This window comes from Bifidobacterium sp. A11 (genome assembly GCF_000499185.1).
Taxonomy (GTDB): Bacteria; Actinomycetota; Actinomycetes; order Actinomycetales; family Bifidobacteriaceae; genus Bombiscardovia; species Bombiscardovia mizhiensis.
Genome location: NZ_AWUO01000001.1, coordinates 529,838 through 552,656 on the forward strand (window position 1 = coordinate 529,838; position 22,819 = coordinate 552,656).

At 56.6% G+C, this 22,819-nt stretch carries 18 protein-coding genes and 1 tRNA gene; 13 read left to right on the forward strand and 6 right to left on the reverse strand.

What is annotated here, in order from left to right:
* Positions 1–63: 63 nt before the first annotated feature.
* A complete protein-coding gene (gene metA / locus P273_RS0102340) occupies positions 64–1,110 on the reverse strand; it encodes a homoserine O-succinyltransferase (protein WP_024626883.1) in 1,047 nt (348 codons plus the stop codon).
* A 95-nt stretch (positions 1,111–1,205) separates the two neighbouring features.
* Here metA and P273_RS0102345 point away from each other — a divergent pair.
* Positions 1,206–1,282, forward strand: a tRNA-Met gene (locus P273_RS0102345).
* 828 nt (positions 1,283–2,110) lie between these two features.
* Positions 2,111–2,977, forward strand: a complete 867-nt coding sequence (locus P273_RS0102350; RefSeq protein WP_155804670.1) for a hypothetical protein — start codon at positions 2,111–2,113, stop codon at positions 2,975–2,977.
* A 496-nt stretch (positions 2,978–3,473) separates the two neighbouring features.
* On the opposite strand, the gene P273_RS0102355 is transcribed toward P273_RS0102350, so the two are convergent.
* Both P273_RS0102355 and P273_RS09195 read right to left on the reverse strand, forming a co-directional pair.
* Positions 3,474–5,000 carry a DUF2130 domain-containing protein gene (locus P273_RS0102355; RefSeq protein ID WP_024626885.1) on the reverse strand — a complete coding sequence of 509 codons (1,527 nt, stop codon included), beginning with the start codon at positions 4,998–5,000 and terminating at the stop codon, positions 3,474–3,476.
* A 119-nt stretch (positions 5,001–5,119) separates the two neighbouring features.
* Positions 5,120–5,500: a hypothetical protein gene (locus P273_RS09195; protein WP_024626886.1), complete on the reverse strand. Its 381-nt coding sequence runs from the start codon at positions 5,498–5,500 to the stop codon at positions 5,120–5,122.
* 491 nt (positions 5,501–5,991) lie between these two features.
* On the opposite strand from P273_RS09195, the gene P273_RS0102365 reads away from it, so the two are divergent.
* Positions 5,992–6,999, forward strand: a complete 1,008-nt coding sequence (locus P273_RS0102365) for an aldo/keto reductase (RefSeq protein WP_024626887.1) — start codon at positions 5,992–5,994, stop codon at positions 6,997–6,999.
* Positions 7,000–7,131: 132 nt separating this feature from the next.
* On the opposite strand, the gene P273_RS0102370 is transcribed toward P273_RS0102365, so the two are convergent.
* Positions 7,132–8,088: a hypothetical protein gene (locus tag P273_RS0102370; protein WP_024626888.1), complete on the reverse strand. Its 957-nt coding sequence runs from the start codon at positions 8,086–8,088 to the stop codon at positions 7,132–7,134.
* A 532-nt stretch (positions 8,089–8,620) separates the two neighbouring features.
* Positions 8,621–12,514, reverse strand: coding sequence for an adhesin isopeptide-forming adherence domain-containing protein (locus tag P273_RS0102375; protein WP_024626889.1), 3,894 nt, complete (start codon positions 12,512–12,514; stop codon positions 8,621–8,623).
* Between the two features lie 157 nt (positions 12,515–12,671).
* Between P273_RS0102375 and P273_RS0102380 the strand changes: the two genes are divergently transcribed.
* From P273_RS0102380 to P273_RS0102405, 6 genes are all read left to right on the forward strand, one after another.
* Positions 12,672–13,163 carry an inorganic diphosphatase gene (locus P273_RS0102380; protein WP_024626890.1) on the forward strand — a complete coding sequence of 164 codons (492 nt, stop codon included), beginning with the start codon at positions 12,672–12,674 and terminating at the stop codon, positions 13,161–13,163.
* A gap of 148 nt (positions 13,164–13,311) precedes the next feature.
* Positions 13,312–13,758: a DUF3290 family protein gene (locus P273_RS0102385; protein ID WP_024626891.1), complete on the forward strand. Its 447-nt coding sequence runs from the start codon at positions 13,312–13,314 to the stop codon at positions 13,756–13,758.
* Between the two features lie 3 nt (positions 13,759–13,761).
* A complete protein-coding gene (locus P273_RS0102390; RefSeq protein WP_024626892.1) occupies positions 13,762–14,406 on the forward strand; it encodes a DUF421 domain-containing protein in 645 nt (214 codons plus the stop codon).
* Positions 14,407–14,546: 140 nt separating this feature from the next.
* Positions 14,547–14,864, forward strand: coding sequence for a type II toxin-antitoxin system RelE/ParE family toxin (locus P273_RS0102395; RefSeq protein WP_051354085.1), 318 nt, complete (start codon positions 14,547–14,549; stop codon positions 14,862–14,864).
* 48 nt (positions 14,865–14,912) lie between these two features.
* Positions 14,913–15,227, forward strand: a complete 315-nt coding sequence (locus P273_RS0102400; protein WP_024626894.1) for an addiction module antidote protein — start codon at positions 14,913–14,915, stop codon at positions 15,225–15,227.
* Between the two features lie 217 nt (positions 15,228–15,444).
* Positions 15,445–16,008: a manganese efflux pump MntP family protein gene (locus P273_RS0102405; RefSeq protein WP_024626895.1), complete on the forward strand. Its 564-nt coding sequence runs from the start codon at positions 15,445–15,447 to the stop codon at positions 16,006–16,008.
* A gap of 1 nt (position 16,009) precedes the next feature.
* Here P273_RS0102405 and P273_RS0102410 read toward each other — a convergent pair whose 3' ends face one another.
* Positions 16,010–16,672 carry a hypothetical protein gene (locus tag P273_RS0102410; RefSeq protein ID WP_024626896.1) on the reverse strand — a complete coding sequence of 221 codons (663 nt, stop codon included), beginning with the start codon at positions 16,670–16,672 and terminating at the stop codon, positions 16,010–16,012.
* A gap of 160 nt (positions 16,673–16,832) precedes the next feature.
* Between P273_RS0102410 and P273_RS0102415 the strand changes: the two genes are divergently transcribed.
* From P273_RS0102415 to valS, 4 genes are all read left to right on the forward strand, one after another.
* Positions 16,833–17,663 (forward strand): response regulator transcription factor, encoded by an 831-nt coding sequence (locus tag P273_RS0102415; protein ID WP_024626897.1) that lies wholly within the window; start codon positions 16,833–16,835, stop codon positions 17,661–17,663.
* A gap of 61 nt (positions 17,664–17,724) precedes the next feature.
* Complete coding sequence (gene nth / locus P273_RS0102420) at positions 17,725–18,372, forward strand: endonuclease III (RefSeq protein ID WP_024626898.1); 648 nt, start codon at positions 17,725–17,727, stop codon at positions 18,370–18,372.
* Between the two features lie 10 nt (positions 18,373–18,382).
* Entirely contained in the window at positions 18,383–19,915 is a 1,533-nt protein-coding gene (locus P273_RS0102425; protein ID WP_024626899.1) for an ABC transporter substrate-binding protein, read from the forward strand.
* Positions 19,916–19,959: 44 nt separating this feature from the next.
* Positions 19,960–22,701, forward strand: coding sequence for a valine--tRNA ligase (valS, locus tag P273_RS0102430; protein WP_024626900.1), 2,742 nt, complete (start codon positions 19,960–19,962; stop codon positions 22,699–22,701).
* The last annotated feature ends 118 nt before the right edge of the window (positions 22,702–22,819 follow it).

Here is a 22,819-nt window from a genome sequence, read left to right on the forward strand (position 1 = left end):
GGCCGCAGGTCGAATCCGAACCGCGGCGTGGGCAGGTTGATGACGAGTGTAATGCAATCGTCATCAACTCTTAACAGCGCCCGGAATGAGCCCATACCCGTCACCCGCTAGGGGACGATATCCGTCCGCGCGTGGGCATCCGGGAGCGTGTCTGATGGATCGGTCGGTACCCAGTCGGCCCGCCGTCCGCAGGGTCGGCACCTGATTCAGATCGTAGGGGGTGGTCTCGTAGACCCAGTTCAGCCAGTTTCGCCAGAGCAGGTTGGCATGGGCACGCCAGGAGAAGACCGGCTCCAATGTCGGATCGTCGTGAGGATAGTAGTTGACCGGGAAAGGCACCTGATCCAGGCCCTTGGCCATATCGCGTTGGTACTCGTGGGCCAGAGTGTCACGGTCGTATTCCCAGTGGCCCAGCACGAAGATCTCCGAGAAATCCTGGGTGCTGATAAGCCCTGAACCCGACTGGGGACCCCAAGTCAGCACCTGCAGATCAGGACAGGCCCGAACTTGGTCCTCGTCCATCCCGGCCCAGCGGGAGTGGGGCTGTAGGGCAATTTCGTCGAAACCATTGGTGATGAAGCAGTACTCATCCTGCAGATATTGGGGAAAGACCCCGAAGACCTTGCGATCCAGGTTGCGCTTGGCGATGCCGTGGCGGTAGTAGAGCCCAGCCATGGCCCCCCAGCACAGATACATAGTAGAGAAGACGTGGGTAGACGCCCAGTCCAAAATACGGGTCAGTTCCTCCCAGTAGTCGACCTGCTCAAAGTCCATCTGCTCCACCGGGGCGCCCGTTACGACCAGACCGTCATAACAGTTGTCCTTGAAGGAATCAAGATTCTCATAGAACTTGACCAGGTGATCCATGCTGGTGTGTGCGGCCTGATGGGTGGAAGTCTTCATAAAGTCAATCTCCACCTGAAGCGGCGACTTGGAGATCAACCGCAGCAGCTGGGTCTCGGTCTCCACCTTGGTAGGCATCAGGTTGAGGATGACCAGTCTGAGCGGACGCATCTCCTGGCGCTCCGCCTCGTGGCTTTCCAGGGCGAAGATGCGCTCCGAATCCAGGATGGATCTGGCCGGCAATCCGGTGGGGATGGTGATAGGCATGACTCCATTATGGCCCAGCGCAGGCCTGCCCACACACGGACTTGACAAGTGCGCTGGAATCCGTAACATAGATAACTGCTGCGTTGAACAGCCGACGCGGGGTGGAGCAGTTCGGTAGCTCGCTGGGCTCATAACCCAGAGGTCTCAGGTTCAAATCCTGACCCCGCTACCAAGCGAAACCTGGAATCAAAATAATTCCAGGTTTCGCTTTCTTGATTAGTACCTCAACAGGTGAAGAATCGACAATAGCAATGAATCATAACTCTATACACAAATTATAATTGTACAACATGCGGCGAACACAGACACCGGAGACCAAGGCATCACCATCACGGCCAAGGAGAATTACTTTTCCGGATGTTCGAGATAGAAAGATGGTACTTCCCATACGGCCTGTAATCGTGTGCATCACCATCAAAACCTATGACGTTACCGTCAAACGATATATTCTTCATATATCTTAAGTCAAATTTAGAGAACCAATATGGATCATCACCTTTTATATTCGACACGTTCATCGAAGCAGAAGAACTGTCCATTGTTAGAGTCACTTTTTGATTCTCACGTATCGTATCCTTCCCATTCGCAGTAAGCGTTAAATCACAAAGAATGAAGTAAGGGCTTCCGTTATAGGTGACTCCAGAGCCCGACTTTGTATTTAAATGAAATTTTTTGGCTACTTCTTTGATTAAGGTAAATCCATCCATAAATATTGGCCTCCGTACTATTGCTATAAATACAACTACTGATAGACTATTGAACCCTACAAAACCAACAATAGGTTACCTGTTATCTGCTCTCCAGTATCTCTCCCGCGCAGACGTCAGTCAAAATACAGCAAAAGCCAAGAGGTTTGCGCAACAGACGAATATCTATAGAGAAATTACATATAGAGAAATTACAAGAGTCTATTCATTGCATCGCGTGCATGATGCCTACGCCCAAAATAGGTGAGCTAAACATCCTCCTACAAGCAAACCTTCTGCAATAGACTTAGTACATGAATAATTCTAAATACGAACACAGAGTGGTGCTGTTCTTAGACATTCTTGGTTTCAAAAACATAGTTAATGAATCCGTTACGAATGATGAGGTAGCAGCACGGATACACACAGCATTACACCGAATACACTTAGAATATTCTGACCAAACAGGCTCGTTCGACGACGACACTAAGCTGACTTTTTTCTCTGATTCTTTATTTTTTACACAGAAATTCCATACAAACGATTCGAGCGATGTTTTTTTCTTCCTTAATACTGCTGCGTTCATAATGAACTCCTTTCTGGCATATGGCCTATTCCCACGCGGTGCCATCACACATGGAAAATGCCTTCATGAAAAAGTCCAAAACACCGATTCAAATGCAAGAATCGATACCAGCATTTGCTACGGCCCCGCAATTAACACCGCATACATTGCCGAAGAGACCAAAGCTATATGGCCCCGCATAATTGTTGATTCGGACGTATTGCTCAAAGGCATTCAAGACGATAAGGTCAATACATTTGAAGATTCAGCTAAAGATTTTGACGAACTCGTAAAAAATGACGGAAGAGTTTTTTACCTTGACACGCTTAAGCCCAATTATTTTGACACGGGCATGTTTATTCCGTTTATTGAGCAGGTACAGAAACACGTTATCCAGAATCTCAAAAAACAGACTGACAGCCATATCCGCGAAAAATACGAATTATTCGCCGACTACTTCAACTCAAAGGTGAAATTAAATTATAGAATAGGACGAGATTATTCTATTTCAGATTCACTAATTCACCCTGATAAAGAAAACTTCAACAGGGTAAAACGACTGTTTGAAGAAGTAAACAAAGATAAGTTTGTCTTCAACCCGTCAAGATCTAAATAAGCAGGCTAAGTTTCCTGGCTCCTGTATTTAAGACCTAATTCCGGCAATACGCTCCACATTGTGAATCTCTACCGGATGAATGAAACTTGAAATGGTCAGGTGCAACTCCTCAGCACCCGAGCTTCAACAGTTCTGGAGTAGGAAAGCTATAGAGCCCCCGTACTCCAGAACGCTTCAGCTCCTTGAGTGAGGTGGCCTTCCCGGAAACGACATGGTTCTATAAAACCTCTCCAGAAAGACCATACCTCTCTGCAGCCAAGCCTCCGACCTACACCCGGCTTATAACTCCCTAATAACCCACGTCAGTCAAGAGTTGGTTCGCAGGTAACCCGACTATCTGGAATCTCATCCAACAGGCACTTCAGCTCCTCTGGATTCTGAACCTTTGTTTTCCTTTATAAGCAGACCGCAGCAGATTAGAACTCCGGCAACCGCATCGCAAAAATCGGACAATGCTGAAGGTATTGCTTCAAAATCTGCCTCTGATCACGCATCCTCAGGCTCCTATCGCCTTCGACTTCTTTACTTCGTCGAACTTGGCCTTCATGGTCTCATTATTTCTGGTCAGCCTTCGTATAGTCACGTCCTGTGCCTTGTTGTTGGCCAGACGAAGCTGGTTCTCGGAACCTAGCAGAGCGTCCTTGATCTTGTTCAGGTGGTTGATGGATTTGTCAATCTCCTCTACCGCGTTTTTGAACTTTTTTGAGGCGATTTCGTAATTGCGACCAAAAGCATTCTTGAAAGAGTCCAACTCTTCCTCGAAATGAGTTATATCGATGTTCTGTTCCTTCACCTCTTCAAGTTCATTCTTGTATTGCAGAGAGTTCTTGGCAGCATCCCGGAGCAGGGTGATTATCGGAATGAAGAACTGTGGACGGATGACATACATTTTCGGGTAGCGATAAGAGACATCTACGATACCCGTGTTGTACAGGTCGCTGTCAGGCTCCAGCAGGGAGACCATGATGGCGTATTCACAGTCCTTTTCCCGCCTGTCCTTGTCGAGCTCCTTGAAAAAGTCCTCGTTCTTGTGCTTGGTGGAGGTGGTGTCCATCTCATTCTTCATCTCGAACATGATGGACACGATCTCCGTGCCGGAATCATCCTTGTCACGGAAGATGAAGTCGCCCTTGCTGCCCGTCCTGGCATCGTTGTCCTTCTCGAAGTAGGCATTGGGGAAGGCCGTGGACCGCAGCTTGTTGAACTCGACCTGGCAATGCTGCTCAAGCGTCTCCCCCACCATCTTGGTGGACAGCTTCGCCTTCAGGTCACGCAGCCGCTCAATCTGCTCGTCACGATCCTGGATCTGGACCTCATAGCGCTCCTTGAGCGATTTGGCCTCGATCTTGCTCTGCAGCTCCGCCTTGTCAAGGTTGCTCTTCAGCTCCGCTATCTCGGAATCCTTGTCCGCGACGACCTCCTGCAGCTGCGACTTCAGCTGCTCCTTGGAAAGCTTCTCCTCCGACTCCTTCTCCAGCTGCAGCCTCTCAAGCCTGCCCTTAAAATCGTCCCGTTCCTTCTCTACCGGACCCAGAGCCTGAGCAAGCTCCTGCTTCTTCTGCAACTCAAAGGCATCCAACTGATTCTGCAATTTGACGATCTCGGCATCTTTGTCCGCAGCTGCCTTCTGTAGCTCGCTCTTCGAATTAGCCTCTGCCAGATCAAGCGCCTGCTGCTTCTCCGACTCGGCCTTGTCCAGCTTGGCAGTCAGATCGTCTTTCTCCTTTTCGACCTTCCTCAAGGCTTCCGAAACGTCCAGTTCCTTGGCAGCCTGTTCGGATTCCAGCTTTGCCTGCAGCTCCTGTATCTGGGCATCCTTTGCGCTTTTGGTCTTCTGTAGCGTCTGCTCGGCCTGTGCCTGGTCCAGTTCACGGATCTTGCTATTCTCGCGTTCAGCCTGCTCAAGCCGTTCCTGAAGCTGCCTGTCAAAATCCTTGTCACGAACCTGCTTCAGAATATCGGCATATCCAGCTTCATCAATGGTGAATGCGGTTCCACATTTGGGGCAAATAATCTCGGGCATATACAAACCCTTTCTTTACGAACCTGTGTTTAAAACTACCTTTGCTCAAAGCAGTCTGCGCTGAAAACTGAGCACCTACTATACGTAATGAAAACTATATTTGATCTACTTCGATGCCGTCATAATGATTCAATAATCATGGGCCAGGTAATAATCTTGCGGATCGCACCACAGGGCCGGCGATAGTCTCCCGCTTGCCTTGCAGCCTCGAAAGCTGCTGCTACGATCGCCTCTTCAACGCCAACCGCCTCGGCAATCCACAACAGCGACGCAGCGTTCTCTAATTTGTTATAACAATTCTTTGCACTGTTATTCGGCTTCTGCCGGGAATAGGCACCCGATCCATGGGTCGTATTGTCTGCAAACCACTGCACCATATGCTGTTTTTCTGTTCTTGCATGCGTATCCGGCGAATTGTTTACCTCGCTAAGGTACCTATCGGAATACGGATAATGCGAGCGCTTGAAACGCAACAAAAGTGAAAAAGCAACGCAGCTCATATCATTTCTGCTTGTCACGCGAACCCTCTTCATTAAAGGTTAACTTCAACTTTTATGTCAATTGTATCAGCGGAAAATAATGACATATTCAGTTGGTACTTAGCCTGACCGCATTGCTCGCAACGCACCCATTTACTAAAGAACAAAACACGGAGATGACGTACATCAATAAACATCAGGCGTACCCTGTCATGGCGGTTATATCAGGTACCGATTTACCAATGACAAGACTCGGGACTTCTAGATTAAGAACTGACTGACTCCAAATCACTCACGGGAAATAACGCCACCGGTATCGACACATTCTGCGGAACTGAACACAAAAGCTGGGCATGCCATAAAAGTCTCATGTCTTTGACAAAGAGCGATAAGAAGACAATGCACCCCTACAAATATTACTGTTAGATCCATAAGCCAAAGAAGTAGACTTCCACCGACTTGAACTTGCTAGCATGATTGCATCTGCACCAAGGAAGGCCAAGGGGGCTTAAATGCAGTACACACAACTGGGCGAAACTGATATCAACATATCGAAGATCTGCGTGGGATGCATGAGCTTCGGCAAACCAGGAACCATGCACGACTGGACACTGGATGAGGAAGGAACTGACGCAGTCGTTGCTCACGCACTGGATCTGGGCATCACCTTTTTCGATACGGCCAACGGCTACTCGGACGGGACCAGTGAGGAATATCTGGGAAAGGCGCTTAGAAAGCATACAAGCCGCGACCGGGTGGTCATCGCCTCAAAGGTCTACTTCAACGAGGGACGGCTTTCATCCAAGGCCATCCATCGCGAGATCGATGGGACGCTCAAGCGACTGGGTACCGACTACTTGGACCTCTACATCATCCACAGGTTCGACTATGAAACGCCAATCGAGGAGACCATGGAAGCACTTAACGATCTGGTTCAGGCCGGCAAGGTGCGAGCGCTGGGCGCCTCGGCCATGTACGCTAGCCAGTTTCAGGACATGCAGAAAGTCGCCCATGACAACGGCTGGACCCCCTTCAGCGCCATGGAGAACCATTACAACCTGCTATACCGGGAGGATGAGAAGGACCTGATACCCTTCTGCAGAAAGACAAACGTCTCGCTCATGCCCTACAGCCCTCTGGCCGCTGGCCATCTGACACGGCCCACCTGGACCGCTGACACCCTGCGTAGCGCCACCGATAAGGTCTCGCGTGGCAAGTACGACCGGGCCGAAGACAACGACTTGGCCATCATTGACCGCGTGCAGAAAGTGGCAGAGCGGCACAACGTACCTATGGCCCGGGTAGCCATTGCCTGGCAGTGGGCCAAAGGCGTCGCCTCACCAATCATCGGCGCCACAAAGGCCAGGCACCTTGACGATGCCGCAGCTGCGTTAGATTTGGAACTCACACCGGAGGAGATCGCCTTCATGGAGGAACCCTACCTTCCGCATGAGACGGTGGGAGCCATCGACAGCAACCCGCCCCAGGGTGTGGTGCTACTGGACGCTAAGGAGAATTAACGCAACCCCCCTAGTCTGGATCATAGTTGCGTTGGATCTAATGACTTATGGTTTACTGCCAAATCATGTTTTTACTTCTGTGTCAGACTAGGGGAACAGCTTAAGGACAAGTCCTCCTGGACTCAGATCGGTCTATAGTCCGTCAGAACCCCCCGCATCCTCTAGATCCGCTGAATCATTTGAATTTTCGCTAATTTCTAGAACAGTCAGAGCATCAGAGGTCTCAACATCTTCAGAATCTACCGGCGTATTCAACGTTTCTGACGTCTGCGGATTCCCGGATGTCTGCGAATTGACCATGTCTAAATCCAGTACCTTTTTATAGTCACGATCCGCATCAGACTGTGAATAGCCAAAGTGAGCCTCATCCATAACGGAAATAAGGTGCATGCCCATAGGGCGCATAGTCGTCCAGGTAATCCCTCCCGACACCACTCCACCAATTATCGGCACAGCCTTGGAAACCCCTTTGGCAAAGACGTTTTTAGTCATTTTTACGGACATAGTCTTGGCTACCGATTTGACGATCGGATAGATCACTCCCTTTGTCAAGGCCTTCTGTGGCAGACGCTTCAAAGCGGATTTCCCCAGTTGCGTGGAGATCAAACGCACCGCCGAACTGGCACCAGCAGCGCCAAGCATGACACCGAGGTATAAAAGCAATTGATTCCCTATCAACTCATCATCTGGTAGGGCACCTTCCCAGAAATCCTCCTCTCCATACAGATAGGCGATCTCTTGGGCTGTTATAAAAGCAAAAGCGTAGAACTGGGCCGCATCTGTTGGAATTGTGGCAACCATGGTAATCCCTCCCGGCACTCCAGCCAAGAAAGATGCGCCAGTGGATTGTCCTGTTCTTTTCAGCACGATTTGCCGTGCCATCTTATAAAGAACCTTCCGATCGCAGCCGGCGGCCACCGGCCCCTTCTTTACTATGTCATCAATGACCTGCCGTGGAGCGTTGGCGAACTGCTCGCGCAGAAACCGCTCACGATTCACTTTCATCCCCGGAATTCGCACGGCCTGATTCAGCACCGCCATCAAGGCTTTCCCTCCATTTTTAGAGCCTTCGGTGTTTTCCTTCGCCATTGCTAATCCTCTCCGCCGCCATCCTTGGCTGATATTTCATGCAACCAATGGTATCCAAGAAACCAGACGATCACATTCATAACCGCTCTGATAACGTGCGTGATCAGGAAGGACATCAACGCTGAAGATTAGCTGCAAGATACAGAAAACTATCGTTTGCACGCAGCCGCAGCACTCAAACATGAAGCTGACAATCCATCAAGCAGCCGCCTGACTCAGTCATTGGTCATTGGATGCTTTAATACCAACAGCATGATCATTTGTTCAGTCAAACTTTCACTTGGCCCATTACTAACTTCTCAGGACGGGAATAACCTAAACTTCGCAGATATCTGGAAATGGTCAAAATAACTAAAATTCGCCTGGCGGACTGATGGCAAATCCACCTTGCATCCGGAACTGGTCGATATTTGCGCCGACTAGACCTGCTGCCCTGCGTCCGGTCGCGGCCGCCCCTGGTCTGCCGATCGGCCTAATGCGACCAATCGATAGACCAGGATACGTATGCCGAGTCTCCATACTCGTTCCAGGGTCACTGTCTCTTATGATTTTTGGCGGACACCTGCCTAACTAACTGGAAGATGAGAAGCCCAGTCATGACCGTTGCAACAGCGAGGGACAGGGGAAGCACCACCGCAGATCCAGTCTTAGGCAGCGCGACTTTCAGAGCGTTCCAATCATCACTGTTGGATTCGACAGATCGATCGGCACAGAGCCGGCGACCATCGACTACCACTCCGTGTGAATCCGCTCGCCCAGATGCCTTTTGGCCATTCTCCAGTTGAGGCAGGGAGGCCTGATCCTGCACTGGACAGGGCACCAGCGGACTGCCTACCACCCGAGCCCTGTCGGTGTGCCTACCTGATATGCCCGTCACTGTGGCATGCACGTCTACAGATTGGCCAGGTCGGAGCATCAGGGTCGACCAGTTGTCGGGATAGCGGATCCCGGTCACCCGTCCCTGACCGACGACCGTCTGATCCTCCAAATGGAGTTGCCGGGCGGGGAAGATGGCTCCGGTCCCATCGCTGGGATCGCGAGGAGAATCATTGGTGATCCGGAAGATAATGGCGACATCTTCATGAGTCCGGAGAGCCTGCTCTGGCTGATCCCGATCACCCTTGGGCATGCCGCCTGCCCGATCAAATTTCTCGATATGCAGGGCCGGGGTCATATCGGGCGTTCTAGTCCAGACTGTGTTGGAGACCAGGGTCTTGTCCTGATAGAACTCAGTGAATCGGTTCTCATGACGTTCCACGTTCTTCAGCCGCCTGCATTGCAGGTAGGTCCTCCAACCGACCGGGCGGTCACCTGAAGCGCTGACTAGGGCCAGATATCGCGATGTGGCCTCTACCTTGACCAAGCCTGCAGGGTCCGCGGTCATAGTAAACAAGGGATCGCCATGAATGTCTGCAGACATATCCGAACCAGCCATGATCTGTCCATGATGAATCAGGATGCTTCCATTCTCGTAAAGGTCCTGGGTTGCGTAGACGGCCCAATGGCCAGTGAACTGATCCACCTTGGGATCCAGCCGATCCTCAATCCGCCAGGTTTTCACTTGCGGGTAAGCCCTTCCGGCCGGCAGCAGACTGGAGTCCAGGCGATAGAGGAAGAGCCGATCGCGGTAGATGCTGCCGCCATGTGCGCTTTTCCCGCCTACGGCGACCACCACATCCTTGGTGGGATTGAGCAACTTGACCGGATTGGCAACCACGTTGGTCGCTTTATGCAGGTCGTTGACGATCTGGGTCGCTTGGTTACGTACTACGTGACCTGATTCTGCGCGGATGACCGTGTAAGGCAGGACCACATCGTAGGTGCGCCCCAGCAGTCCTTGGTCAATAGCCGGCTCTCTGAGGGAATTATGACCGCGATCAGCAGCATAGGCAGCCAGATCGGTAGGCTGGGGATCCCCTTTGAGGGTGACGCCAGTGGCAGGGACATAGGTATCCACGGTTTTGGCGAAGACCAGGACTACACCGTTTTCCACCTGGATATTGAAAGCCTTGGTGTAATCGCGGCCGTCGGAACCCAAAACCTCGATATGTTTGGAATTGATATCCAGGTGCCGAGCGTCGTAGGCATCCGTCATACCCAGCCGCCAGACAGGATAGGCGGTGTCTTTGCGACGGGCGTCCAGACTGATCCGGTAGACCCCTCGGTCGCCCACAAAAAGCACCTTGCCGTCGATGTTGACGCCCGAATCATGCGCACTGACATCGCTCTTTGAGGGATGGAAGTCGGCCGGTGGATTGCTCACCTGGTTGGAGGGGGTCAACGAGTTGTTCAGCGTCAGTACCCACTGATTGTCTACACGATGATCCGTTGGAGCCTTCGGATCAACCCTGCCTTCAAAACGCAGGCGGATCCTGGGGTGGCCCCCGGCACGCCACTGGCTGATCCGGGCGGGGTCGGTGATGGTCACCCGAAGGCTGTGCTCCTTGTCCTTCCACTTTGTAGCGTATCCGGTCTTGGCGATGACGTCGCCGCTCTGCAGATCAGTCACTTCAAGAGTCTGCTTGTCGGGCAAAAACCAGCGATCGTAGACATCCGTTAGGATGATTGATTTGACAGGATAGGCCAGGTTGTCGGACAGGCTGGGCTGGGTATCCAACTGATACTCCAGCCTCTGACCAGGAAAGACCACCTTGCCGTCAACACTGGCCTGCTCCCCGCCTTGGCCGGCCTCCGAAATGACATCCTTGCGCACCGGAGGCAGGTATCCACAGATGCCCGGCTTGTTGGTCTGTACGCTCTGCGTGTTGACAGTCTGGGAACCCGAGTTGGTCAGCGCCGCGCCCTGGCTGCCATGGCCGTTCGGGGCCTTGCAGAAAGTCAGTTCCTGGTCAGGTGTTCCGCCCAGATCCTTGCGAACCTTGGCTGCACCGCCACCGTTGGCAAAGCGAACCGTAAAGGGAACCAGCATGGTGACCTGCCTAGGATCCTCCATCCCCTTGAGACCCTTCAGCCATCCGCTTTTGGCCTGTACCCGCGCCCGAGTGCCGGTCGCGCTGATCTCGAAACGGTCGGTCACATCCCTGCCCTTGTCCACAATGTCCTGGATGCTGCTTCGACGGTAGTGCCCATCTGCATCGGCCTTGGCCTTGACCTCGAAGACGCGAATAGCCCGAGCGCCATCCTGATCAACCAGATAGTCGGCAGCGCTCCAGTCGTCAGTCAGGGCAAAAACCTTAGGAGCCTCAATCAGATGGGCTTCAACAGTGGCGTTGACCACCGACCCCACTCTGTCGCCGTCCAGAAAGGCATGTCCATCTGCACCGGTTTTGTTGATCCACTGAGGGTCGACGACTGCTTTCCAGAGCCCGGTGGCAGGATCGCGCAGAATCCAGGATTTGTCGGGTTTGGGCTTCCAGGTGGGAGTGCGGCGTTCAGGGGTCGACTGATCAACCTGACGGACGGTGCCCTTCCAACGGACTTTTCCACAGTCCAGGATGACCCCGATATCCGGCTGCTTGACAGTCACGTCCAGCTGCCATACCCATTGATGCTCCTCAGGCAGAGTCCCGCCCTTCCAGGTGGCTGTAGCCCTATTGCCGGGCGGTCTGCTTCCATCGGCCGTGTTGAAAGCGAATTTGCTGGTCAGATCCTCACCGCTGGTCAGGTCTTTGACCTTCTGCCCGGTGACACGGTACTGCTTGCCTTGAGGATCAAAGACATCGCTGAAGGTCAACTCGCGGCCGCCCCGACCGGTTCCTGTCTCGATGCGGGTGCGGTTGGTCATCCCATCCGCGCTGGTGCCAGGATCCACTTTCTTGTCGGGTGGATTCGGCGGCAGATCGGCCGGTTTGGGTTCATAGTCATTGAGCATGAAGACCACCAGGGAGATGCCGTGCTCGTTGCCGGCATACATATCAGCGAACTTGTCCAGGCTGTCTCCGGGCTGGTCCCAAAAAGGTTCGCCGGTCCGATAGGTCACCCCTCGATTGCTGAAGGTACGGTTGGCCACCTGGTTTCGCCAGTTGTCCATCCATATGCTGTGGATGGCCATGCTGACCCCATCGAAGACCCGCTGAGAGCCGCGGTAGCCCGTGACCACACCCACGCCGGTCACCCGGCAGTGGCTTTGTCCGGATTCGTCGGCATGGGCCTCGTTAAAGCGTGCCTGGCAGTTGCCGTTGGCCTCATCCAGAGCCTGGCGTTTGACCCGAGCAGTGGTGGCATTGCCGCCATCTACAATCCCCATTTTGGAGAAGGCCCTGTCGATGCTGCCTATCTCATAGCCACCGAAGGAGCCATGGTCGTCATCCTTGTAGGTCCAGCCCTGCCAAAACCGGCCATTGCCTTCAGCACCACCGCCGGAATGTCCTGATCCGCCGCCAGCCATGGCGGGGGCCGCCGGGCCTACAAGGATCGCCAGTGCAGCCAAGGCCGCCAGCAGACCCGTCCATCTGCGCTTGTTCATACTTGTCCTCACTCTTCGCCCACCCCATGAATCGAGTATGAGCGGCCGCCGAGCAGGCGTGAGCGTCAGCGAAGCACTGTGGTCGAATGTGCCCCGGGACGGTTATGCTGTGTATGAGACATTCCTATGCCGTCCAGACCGAAAAGGAGACAGGACAATGGCAGAGACATTCGACGTGTTGGTCGAGATTCCTCGGGGCTCCCGCAACAAGTATGAGATGGATCACGACAGCGGCCACATCAGGCTGGACCGCACCCTCTTCACCTCCATGGGCTACCCCGACGACTACGGCTACATCGACGGCACCCTTGGCGAGGACGGCGATCCCCTGGATGCCCTGGTCATGATTCCCGATTCGGTCTTCCCGGGCTGCATCGTCGAATGCCGCGCCGTGGGCCTCTACCACATGGTCGACGAGGCTGGCGGGGACGACAAGGTCCTCTGCGTGCCCGCTGACGTCCGCTACGATGCCATCAAGGACATCGACGACGTCTCCGACTTCCACAAGCAGGAGATCAAGCACTTCTTCGAGCAGTACAAGGCCCTGGAGCCAGGCAAGGAGGTCATGCCCGGCGACTACTGGACCAACGCGGAGGCCGCCGAGACCCAGATCAAGGCTGCACGCCAGCGCCTGGCCGAACAGCACTGACTTCTCAAGGCCAACTAGCGGTCACAACCACCCCGGCAAGGGCCCAATCGAGCGCCTGAACCGGGGTTTTGCATGCCCAAATCCTCCCAAAACGCGTCTGGCCGTCTACGATTGCCAATTGCGGGTGCGCGCAAGGGCAGGAGCGGCTATGACTTTCTATACGTACCAATATCTCAAGGGTGGGCAGACCAACTGGACCATGATCAGGATCATCGTGGTCGTCGTTCTGGCCTTGGCCTTTCTCTTCTTCCTATTCATGTACTCCCGCCACCGTTGGAACCATAAGTACAAGGATCTGTCCATCATCCTGGCCACCTTGCTTCTGCTGGCGGCGGCCATCCAGTACAGCGACTACACCAATCTGCGCACAGCCAGCCTGCAGAGCGGTCAGCTGACCACCGTCATCGACAAGTCCGCCGCCAAACTCAAGGTCAAGCCTGAGCGAATCAGTATCAACGACACCTCGCGCAACAACGACATGATCATCAAGACCCCCAAGGGCTACTACACCCTGGTATTCAACAGCTCCGGCTCCGAGTTCCTGCTGCAGCGCGCCGACCTGTACCACCCAGACATCACCGTGATCGGAGAGTGACCCATGGATATCAATTTCTACGTCAACGTGGCCCTGAAGCTGATCGTCGGGCTGCTCTTCATCACCCTGCTCATCAATGTGACCGGCAAGGGAAACCTAGCGCCCACCTCGCCCATGGACCAGCTGCAGAACTACGTCCTGGGCGGTATCATCGGCGGAGTCATCTACAGCGACAGCATCTCCATGGCCCAGTACATCGTCATCCTGCTGATATGGGCGGCGCTGATTCTCATCACCCGATACGCCAAGACCCATATCCACGCGGTAGGCAAGTACATCGACGGCGAACCGGTCACCATCATCAAAAACGGCAAGCTACTGGTCCAGAACTGCCTCAAGGTCAACCTGACGGCCAAGGAGGTGGACTTCAAGCTGCGCACCAAGGGCATCAACGACATCCGCGACGTCAAGCGGGGCATCGTCGAGCAGAACGGCAGCCTGACCATCATCTCCGAGGGTGACAAGGACGTGCGCTATCCGGTGGTCATGGACGGACGGGTCAATCCCGACGTGCTGGATACCATGGGACGGGACGAGGACTGGCTCAACGAGCAGCTGGCCAAGCAGGGCATAGACAAGGTCAGCGATGTATACATGGCCCGCTTCCAGAACGGCGAGTTCTACGCCGTCACCTACCAGGATCAGTAGTACTCGAAAACTGACTACATAATTCGCGAATCACTCGACATTCAGGTGTCATAAGCAATTGTTGCAATGTACACTGTAGTGTACACTTTCTTGCGGGGAATGGGACGCATCTTCTCGAAATAAGAGGGGAAAGCGACACCATGCCCTTATCCATCATTGAGGTACTGGAGATTGAGGAATTCAGCCGGTGGATTGATGAGTTGAAAGACACTCAGTCGGCGGCCCGCATCCTACACCGATGGGAACAAATAAAACGATCCGGACACCTTTTAGGCAACTGGAAGACTGTGGGAGAAGGCATATTTGAAATGCGTTTTCACAATGGTCCGGGTTACCGCACCTACTTCGGACTGAAGAACAAACAGGTCGTGTTGCTGCTTTGCGGCGGCAGCAAGACTCACCAGAAGAGGGACATAGACCGGGCAAAACATCTGTGGAAGTCATATCTGGAGAGCTGACGGCATCCAGATGGGCAACAAACGGACCACATTAAGGACAGAGTTGTGATGACGTTGAAGATCAGGGAATTCCATGCAGGCGACCATATACATACCGAGCAAACGGCCGTCCGTTACCTGCAGGTTGCCATGGAGGAGGCCGACAAGGCCGAAACCTCTCGGCAGGGGGCTGCCATCATCGCAGATGCACTCGGTGAGGTGGCACGAGCACAGAGGCATATGAGCGCCATCGCCTCTGATGCCGACCGATCCCGGTCGGGCATCTACAAGGCCCTGAGCAATCAGGGGGATCCGGCGCTGAGCACGGTCATCAGCGCCGTCCATGCGGCAGGGGGCAGTCTGACTGTGACCATGGCTCACTAAGGGGCCGATCGGATAGCCTGTCATGCTTGATTATCACAGCGCTGACAAGTAAAATCTATGTCCATATTGTTATGGCGTAGCATGTGAACGGCATTCAACGAATTCAAAGCCGACTCCAATCGGCAGTTCCGCGCTCGACGCTCCCGAGGCGTAGGCGGGTTTGAGGAGACCTGGTCGAGGCCCATCCCACCAGGGATGAACCCTTTCGAGGAATGCCGTGTTCTTGAGATTGTTGTTTATCGCTTTAGGTGTGTCTTCTGATGCCTTCGCTGTCTCCATCAGCAAGGGGCTGTCTGTGGACCGACTGCGGGCGCGCCACCATTGGCTGGTCGGACTTTGGTTCGGTGGATTCCAGACTCTGCTGCCCCTGCTAGGTTACTTCGCTGCTTCCATGCTGCAGGACTCCCTGGCCGCCGTGGATCACTGGATTGTCTTCGGCATCCTTTCAGCCATCGGGGTCAACATGATCCGAGAGGGCGTCTACGGCAAGGAGGAGGGAGCGGACGGCGAGGAGAATTTCTCCTGGCGGCAGATGCTTCCTGCGGCCATCGCCACCAGCATCGACTCATTCGGAGTGGGCGCGGGCCTGGCTCTACTGGGCATCAACATCTGGCTGTCCGCACTGGTCATCGGGCTGGTGACGGCCGCCGCCTCCATTCTGGGGCTGCGCATCGGATACGCGGTCGGGTCCCGCTGGCGCAAGCCTGCCAGAATCGCTGGCGGCATTATTCTGATTGTCATGGGCATCCAGATCCTTCTGGATCACCTGATGAATGCCTGACTCAGAACGTCGTCTGCAAGACCATGACGGACAGAGCCACGATGGATCCGGCCAAAAGAACCGACATCAGCGCCAGACCTACGGCCCCAAGCCGATCAGCTGCCTCCTGGGCCCAGCGATAGCCCGAGGTCATGAGCCCGACCAGCAGCAGCAAGGCCACCAGCACCACCAGGATCAGCATCAGGTCAGGTCGCAGGCCTCTGATCAGCTCTGGCAGGAAGACCCACCCCGAGGCAGCGACGGCGGTCACCCCGCCCATGGCGGTTGCGGAAATGCCCCGAATGACCATCCGCCTGTCCCGACGCAGCATCTGCCGAACAAACATGAACACGGCCAGGAGGGCCAGCAGGAATGCCGCAGTCGACAGCCAGGCCCAGAGGGCACCAGGCCCCTTTACGACCAGTGCCGGCACCAGAGCGACCAAGGTCAGCAGGCCGGACATGGCTCGGTCAGGACCGGGTCTGATGCCTTTGCCCACCAGGGGCCAAGAGGCCAACAGGACCAATGCCAGCACTAGGACCAAAACGGCCTGCACCCATCGAGCGACCCGAGGAGCGGCCAGCAAGCCCGTCGCCACGCCCGGCAGAATCAGGGCCGCCAGGGCCATCAGCTGCGTCAGGGCGGGCGCGCGCCCATCCCGGGTTTCTTTTACGGTCTGCGCCATGGGTCCTCCTGCCTGTCCCCGTCGGGGAGCCATACGTCACATCCTAGGGCAAGGCCATCCTGTGAACTCGGAGCCCCTGTGACGGGCCGATTGTACAATGATGACGACTGTTCAACGAATCCACCGCTATGGACGAACGGACAGGGAAGAAGGTACCCCCGTGACGGATCTGACCCTGATGACCTGCGCCGAGGACCCGGCATCGGTTCTGCCCGCCTTGGCCCTGCTCTCCCATCGAGTGCGCGTCCTGCCCCTGGATGCCGCATCCCTGGTAAGAATGCCCGAGGATACCGTGCTGCTGATCGATGCCAGCGACGACCTGGCCGAGGCCAAGACCCTCTGCAACCTGACCCGAGCCTCTGGTCTGTCCACACCCATCATCCTGATTCTGAGCGAGGGTGGCTTCACCGTGGTCAATGCCAGCTGGGGTGTAGCTGATGTGATCATTCAGTCCGCATCACCCGCCGAGGTCGAGGCCCGGTTGCGCTTGGTCTGTCAGCGCGTGACACCGACGCGCAAGCCGGATGCTCAGCCGGAAGAGGCGGAGGATCAGGTGCCCACTGGCCAGGTCCGCTCGGGTGACCTGGTTGTGGACACCGAAAGCTACACGGCCCGGATCCACGGCCGTCCCATCAACCTGGCCTACAAGGAGTTCGAGTTGCTCAAATACCTGGTTCAGCATCCAGGCAGGGTCTTCACCAGGGCACAGCTCCTCCAGGAGGTCTGGGGCTATGACTACTACGGCGGCACCAGAACGGTGGATGTACACGTGCGGCGGCTCAGGGCCAAGCTGGGCAGCGAGTACGAGCACCTGATCGGCACGGTCCGCAATGTGGGATACCGGTTCGACCCGCCCTCATCGGCGAGAACGGCCCAGGCTCCCAAGGCCACGACAGATGCAGGAAGCGAACCGGATACCGCCGAGCAAAATGACAGCCAGTCAGAACAATCCAAAGATGCCAAGAAGAAGAAAACCGATCATAGTGACTGATGCATCATCCAATCGAAAGCACCACCAAGGCAGGGAGAGCAAAGCCCAGCGCCTGACCCGCATGCACGAGGAATACCGCATCCTCTGCCAAGTCTTTCCTGAGGCGGTCTGCGCCCTGCACTTCCGCAACCCCTTTGAACTGCTGGTGGCCACGGTCCTGAGCGCCCAGACCACCGACAAGCGGGTCAACTCGGTGACCCCCGAACTCTTCGAGCGCTACCCCGACCCTGCAGCCATGGCCCAGGCCCAGCCGGCCGAGCTGGAGGCCATCATCCATCCGGTAGGCTTCTACCACGCCAAGGCCCGCCACCTGCTGGGGCTCTCCCTGATGCTGACCGAGGATTACGGGGGAAAGGTCCCTGAGACCATGGAGGAGCTGACCAGCCTACCTGGCGTGGGGCGCAAGACCGCCAACGTGGTCCTGGGCAACGCCTTCAACATTCCTGGATTCCCTGTGGACACCCACGTCACCCGGGTCACCGGCCGCCTGCGCTGGCGGACCGACTGGCGCAGCACCCATCCCGATCCGGTGAAGATCGAGCATGAGATCTGCGACTGCTTCCCGCCCGAGGACTGGACCAATCTATCGCACAGGCTGATCCTCCACGGCCGGGCCACCTGCCACGCCCGCAAGCCTGACTGCCTGCACTGCCCACTGGCCGAGACATGTCCCAGCGCCGAGCTCCTGGCCGGACCAGCCTCTCGATAGAATCAAAACCATGGCAAGCGGCAGACACAGACGAATCAGCTCCGGAATCATCTTCATCCTGGTACTGGCGGTCCTGACCGCGGGCACCTACATGGCCTGGCCGTTGTTGACTGGCCAGGGAGGCTGGCGGCTGCCCTGGAACCTTGGAGGCTCGGGCCAGGTAGTGCGCATCCGGGCCCGGCAGGCTCCGGTCTCCTTGGACATCCGCACCGAGCCCGGTCAGGCTACTGACCAGGCCCTGATGGGCAACGTCTACCAGACCCTGACCAGGCCCGACGCCCAAGGTCGACCGACTCCTGGACTAGCCCAGAACTGGGAGATCTCCGCCGATGGGCTGCTCTACACCTTTCATCTGCGCAATGATGCCCGCTTCGCCGACGGACGCCAGCTGACCTCAGAGGATGCCCTCTGGTCCCTGCGGCAGATCCTCGACCACCAGTATCAGGGCCACCAGGACCTGGATGGCCTGGCCAAGGTCACCAACCCGGATGATGACACCCTGGTGATCAGGCTGAAGAGCCCGGATGCCCATCTGCTGACCGCTCTGAGCGGTCAGGCCGGTATTGTCTACGATCGCCAGGCCCACGTCAACTACTCCACCCAATCGGCCGGATCAGGCCCATATCAAGTGGATGACTGGCAGCCGGGAACCAGCCTGACCCTGACCACCAACAAGTCCTACCGGGGCCCGGACAAGGCCGCCATCCACAAGGTCATCTTCAGCTATGCCGGCAGCCCCGAGCAGACCGTCAAAGATCTGAACCAGGGACGTCTGGACGCTGTAGTGGACATGGATCCGGCTACCGCCAAGCAGGCTGGCAAGGCTCCGACAGCAACACCCAGCACAAACAATGTGGTCCTGGCTTTCAACAACGGAGCATCCAGCCTGCTGTCCGACCAACATGTGCGCGAGGCCGTTCGCTACGCCCTGGACCGTCAGGCGCTGGCCGATCTGGAAGGCGGCGCAGCCAAGGCGCTAGGTGGACCACTCAACCCGCTCAGCCCAGGCTATGATCCCGGTCTGCAGGCCTTCCCATTCGATCGTGTCCAAGCGGCTCGCCGAGCCTCCTACTATGCCCAGTCCTACTATCACGGCGGCCTGCGCCTGGTCTATCCCCAGGAATTCGGCAGCCAGGTGGGCGATCTGATCAGCACGCAGCTGAAGGCGGTGGGCATCCCCACCCAGGTCTCCATGGTGGATCAGGCTGCATTCCGCGACCAGGTGCTCACCCGTCACGACTACGACATGGCCCTGCTGGTCATGGACAATGACGACATCGGCCGTTTCGCCGACCCCAACGCCACCATGCTCTTCGACAACACCGAGGTCCAGGAATCCTGGAAGCAGGTCAAGGCCAGCACCGACCAGAACACCTATGCCGAGCGGCTGCGGGCTTTCGCCCGACAGGTCAGCGACCTCTCCCCCAGCGACTGGCTTTATGAGCGCACACCCTTGGTCCTGAGCGCTCCCCGACTCCAGGGTATGCCCAGCTCGCTGTTGGACCGCTACCTGCCCCTGTGGAACCTGCATATCAAGGGTTAAGGAGACCGGGACTCCTTGTCACCATTCGTCCATAAAATGCTGGTATGTCTGCTGAACACCAAGGAATCGTCAATGCCCATCTGACCCCCCTGCCTGACAGGGTGGGCGTGGATGGCCTGGAGGAAAAGTGGTGCCACGACTGGGATGAGTCCGGCATCTACCGCTTCCGCAACACCCGCGAGCGCTCCGGCGTCTACTCCATCGACACCCCGCCGCCCACGGTTTCGGGGCATTTGCATGTGGGGCACGTCTTCTCATACACCCATACCGACGTAATCGCCCGGTTCAAGCGGATGCAGGGATACGACGTCTTCTACCCCATGGGCTGGGACGACAACGGCCTGCCCACCGAGCGGCGGGTCCAGAACTACTACGGGGTTCGCGTGGACACCTCGCTCAAGTACGATCCGAACTTCAAGCCTCCCTTCCACGGGACCAAGGGCAAGAAGATCAGTGCCAAGGATCAGGTGCCCGTCTCCCGGCAGAACTTCATCGAACTGTGTGAGGAACTGACCGCCGAGGACGAGAAGCTTTTCGAGCAGCTCTGGCGGTCGCTGGGCCTGTCGGTGGACTGGTCGCAGACTTACCACACCATCGGCGAACATCCCCGCCGGGTGGCGCAGAAGGCCTTCCTTCGGAATCTAGCCCGGGGCGAGGCCTACCAGAAGGAGGCCCCGGGACTCTGGGACGTGACCTTCCAGACCGCCGTGGCCCAGGCCGAACTGGAGTCGCGCGAGTATGACGGCTTCTACCACCGGGTGGCCTTCCGGTTTGCGGACGGCACGCCGATATATATCGAGACCACCAGGCCTGAGCTGCTGGCAGCCTGCGGCGCCCTGATCGCCCACCCGGACGACAAACGCTACCAGAAGTACTTCGGGCAGAAGGTCTACTCCCCCCTGTTCAAGGTCGAGGTACCCATTCTGGCCCACCCCGCCGCTGAGATGGACAAGGGCGCCGGCATCGCCATGTGCTGCACCTTCGGCGACGTGACCGACGTGCAGTGGTGGCGGGATCTGAACCTGCCCACCAGGTCCATCATCCAGCGCAACGGACGAATCGTCATGGACGTGCCGGATTGGATCACCGATGAAAGCGGACGGCGCATCTTCGAACAGACCGAAGGCAAGACCACCTTCTCAGCCCGCAAGATCATCGTGGACGCTCTGCGCGAGTCCGGCGATCTGGACGGCGAGCCCAAGCCCACCAAGCGCATGACCAACTTCTACGAGAAGGGCGACAAGCCCCTGGAGATCGTCACCTCCCGTCAGTGGTACCTGCGCAACGGCGGCACCGATCAGAAACTGAATCAGGAGCTGCTGGAGCGCGGCAAGGAGCTCAACTTCCATCCGGACTTCATGCGGGTGCGCTACAACAACTGGGTCGAAGGACTAAACGGCGACTGGCTGATCTCCCGGCAGCGCTTCTTCGGCGTCCCCTTCCCCCTCTGGTACCCGGTCAAGGAGAACGGCGAGACCGACTACGCCCATCCCATCACCCCGGCCGAGGACAGGCTCCCCATCGACCCCAGCAGCGATGTGCCCGAGGGCTTCGAGGAATCCCAGCGCGACCAGCCCGGCGGCTTCACGGCCGAGAAGGACATTATGGACACCTGGGCCACCAGCTCCCTGACCCCCCAGATCGTAACCCACTGGGCCGAACCAGGCGAGCAGGATCAGGCCCTCTTCAAGGCCACCTTCCCCATGGACCTGCGTCCCCAGGGACAGGACATCATTCGTACCTGGCTCTTCAGCTCCATGGACCGCGCTCATCTGGAGAACGGTTGCCTGCCCTGGAGCGACACCACCCTGTCGGGCTGGATCCTGGATCCGGACCACAAGAAGATGAGCAAGTCCAAGGGCAATGTGGTGGTGCCGGACGAACCCATCAAGAAGTATGGCGCCGATGCTGTGCGCTACTGGGCATCCTGCGCCCGGTTGGGCCTGGATGCCACCTACGATGAGGGGCAGATGAAAATCGGCCGCCGCCTGGCTGTCAAACTCCTCAACGCCGTCAAATTCGCCCTGGCCATCGGGCGTGAAGATGAGAATCATAAGGTCACCCAGGCAGCGGAGGCCACCTGGAACCCTGCCGACGTCACGGTTCCTCTGGATCGCGCAGTTCTGGCCGGCCTTGCCCAGGTGATCGACCAGGCCACCAAGGCTCTGGAATCATACGAGCACTCCAAGGCCCTGGAGGTGACTGAGTCCTTCTTCTGGGACTTCTGTGACAACTACATCGAGCTGGCCAAGAACCGGGCCTACGGAACTGCGGATGCCACCGGCAGGACCCCTGATGAGGCCCAGGTGCTCAGTGCCCGCACGACCCTGGGACTGGTCCTGGACGCTCTCGACCGTCTCCTGGCCCCCTTCCTGCCCTTCGCCACCGAGGAAGCATGGCAATGGATGCACCAGGGAGACGGATCGGTTCACAGGGCCTCCTGGCCTCGTTCGGAAGACTATAGAGCGGCTGCCCAGGACCAGGATCCGGCTCTATTGGCCTGGGCAGGCACGGCTTTGGCTTCACTGCGGCGGATCAAGTCCGAGGCCAAGGTCTCCATGAAAACACCCATCCTCTCCGCCTCCTTGAGCGTTGCGCCGGAGGGACTGGAAGCCGTCAAGACTGCCCTGGACGACATAGCCGAAGCGGGCAGAGTCATAGGAGATCTGGATCTAGTCGAGGAGACCACCCAGCCCGAGGCGGCAGGAGTCGACGAGGATGAGTCGGGCATCCGGGTGACAGCCAGCCAGCTGGGCGAGCCCCCGGCCAAGAAGCCTCGCAAGTAGGCTCCACAATTCCCCAATGCAACCGAGGCGGTTCAGCCATAGGCACCGCCTCGGTTTTCTTATCCGTGTCACTGGCGACAAGGGCAATCTGCAATGCCAGTCAAGCCATCGTCGTTCA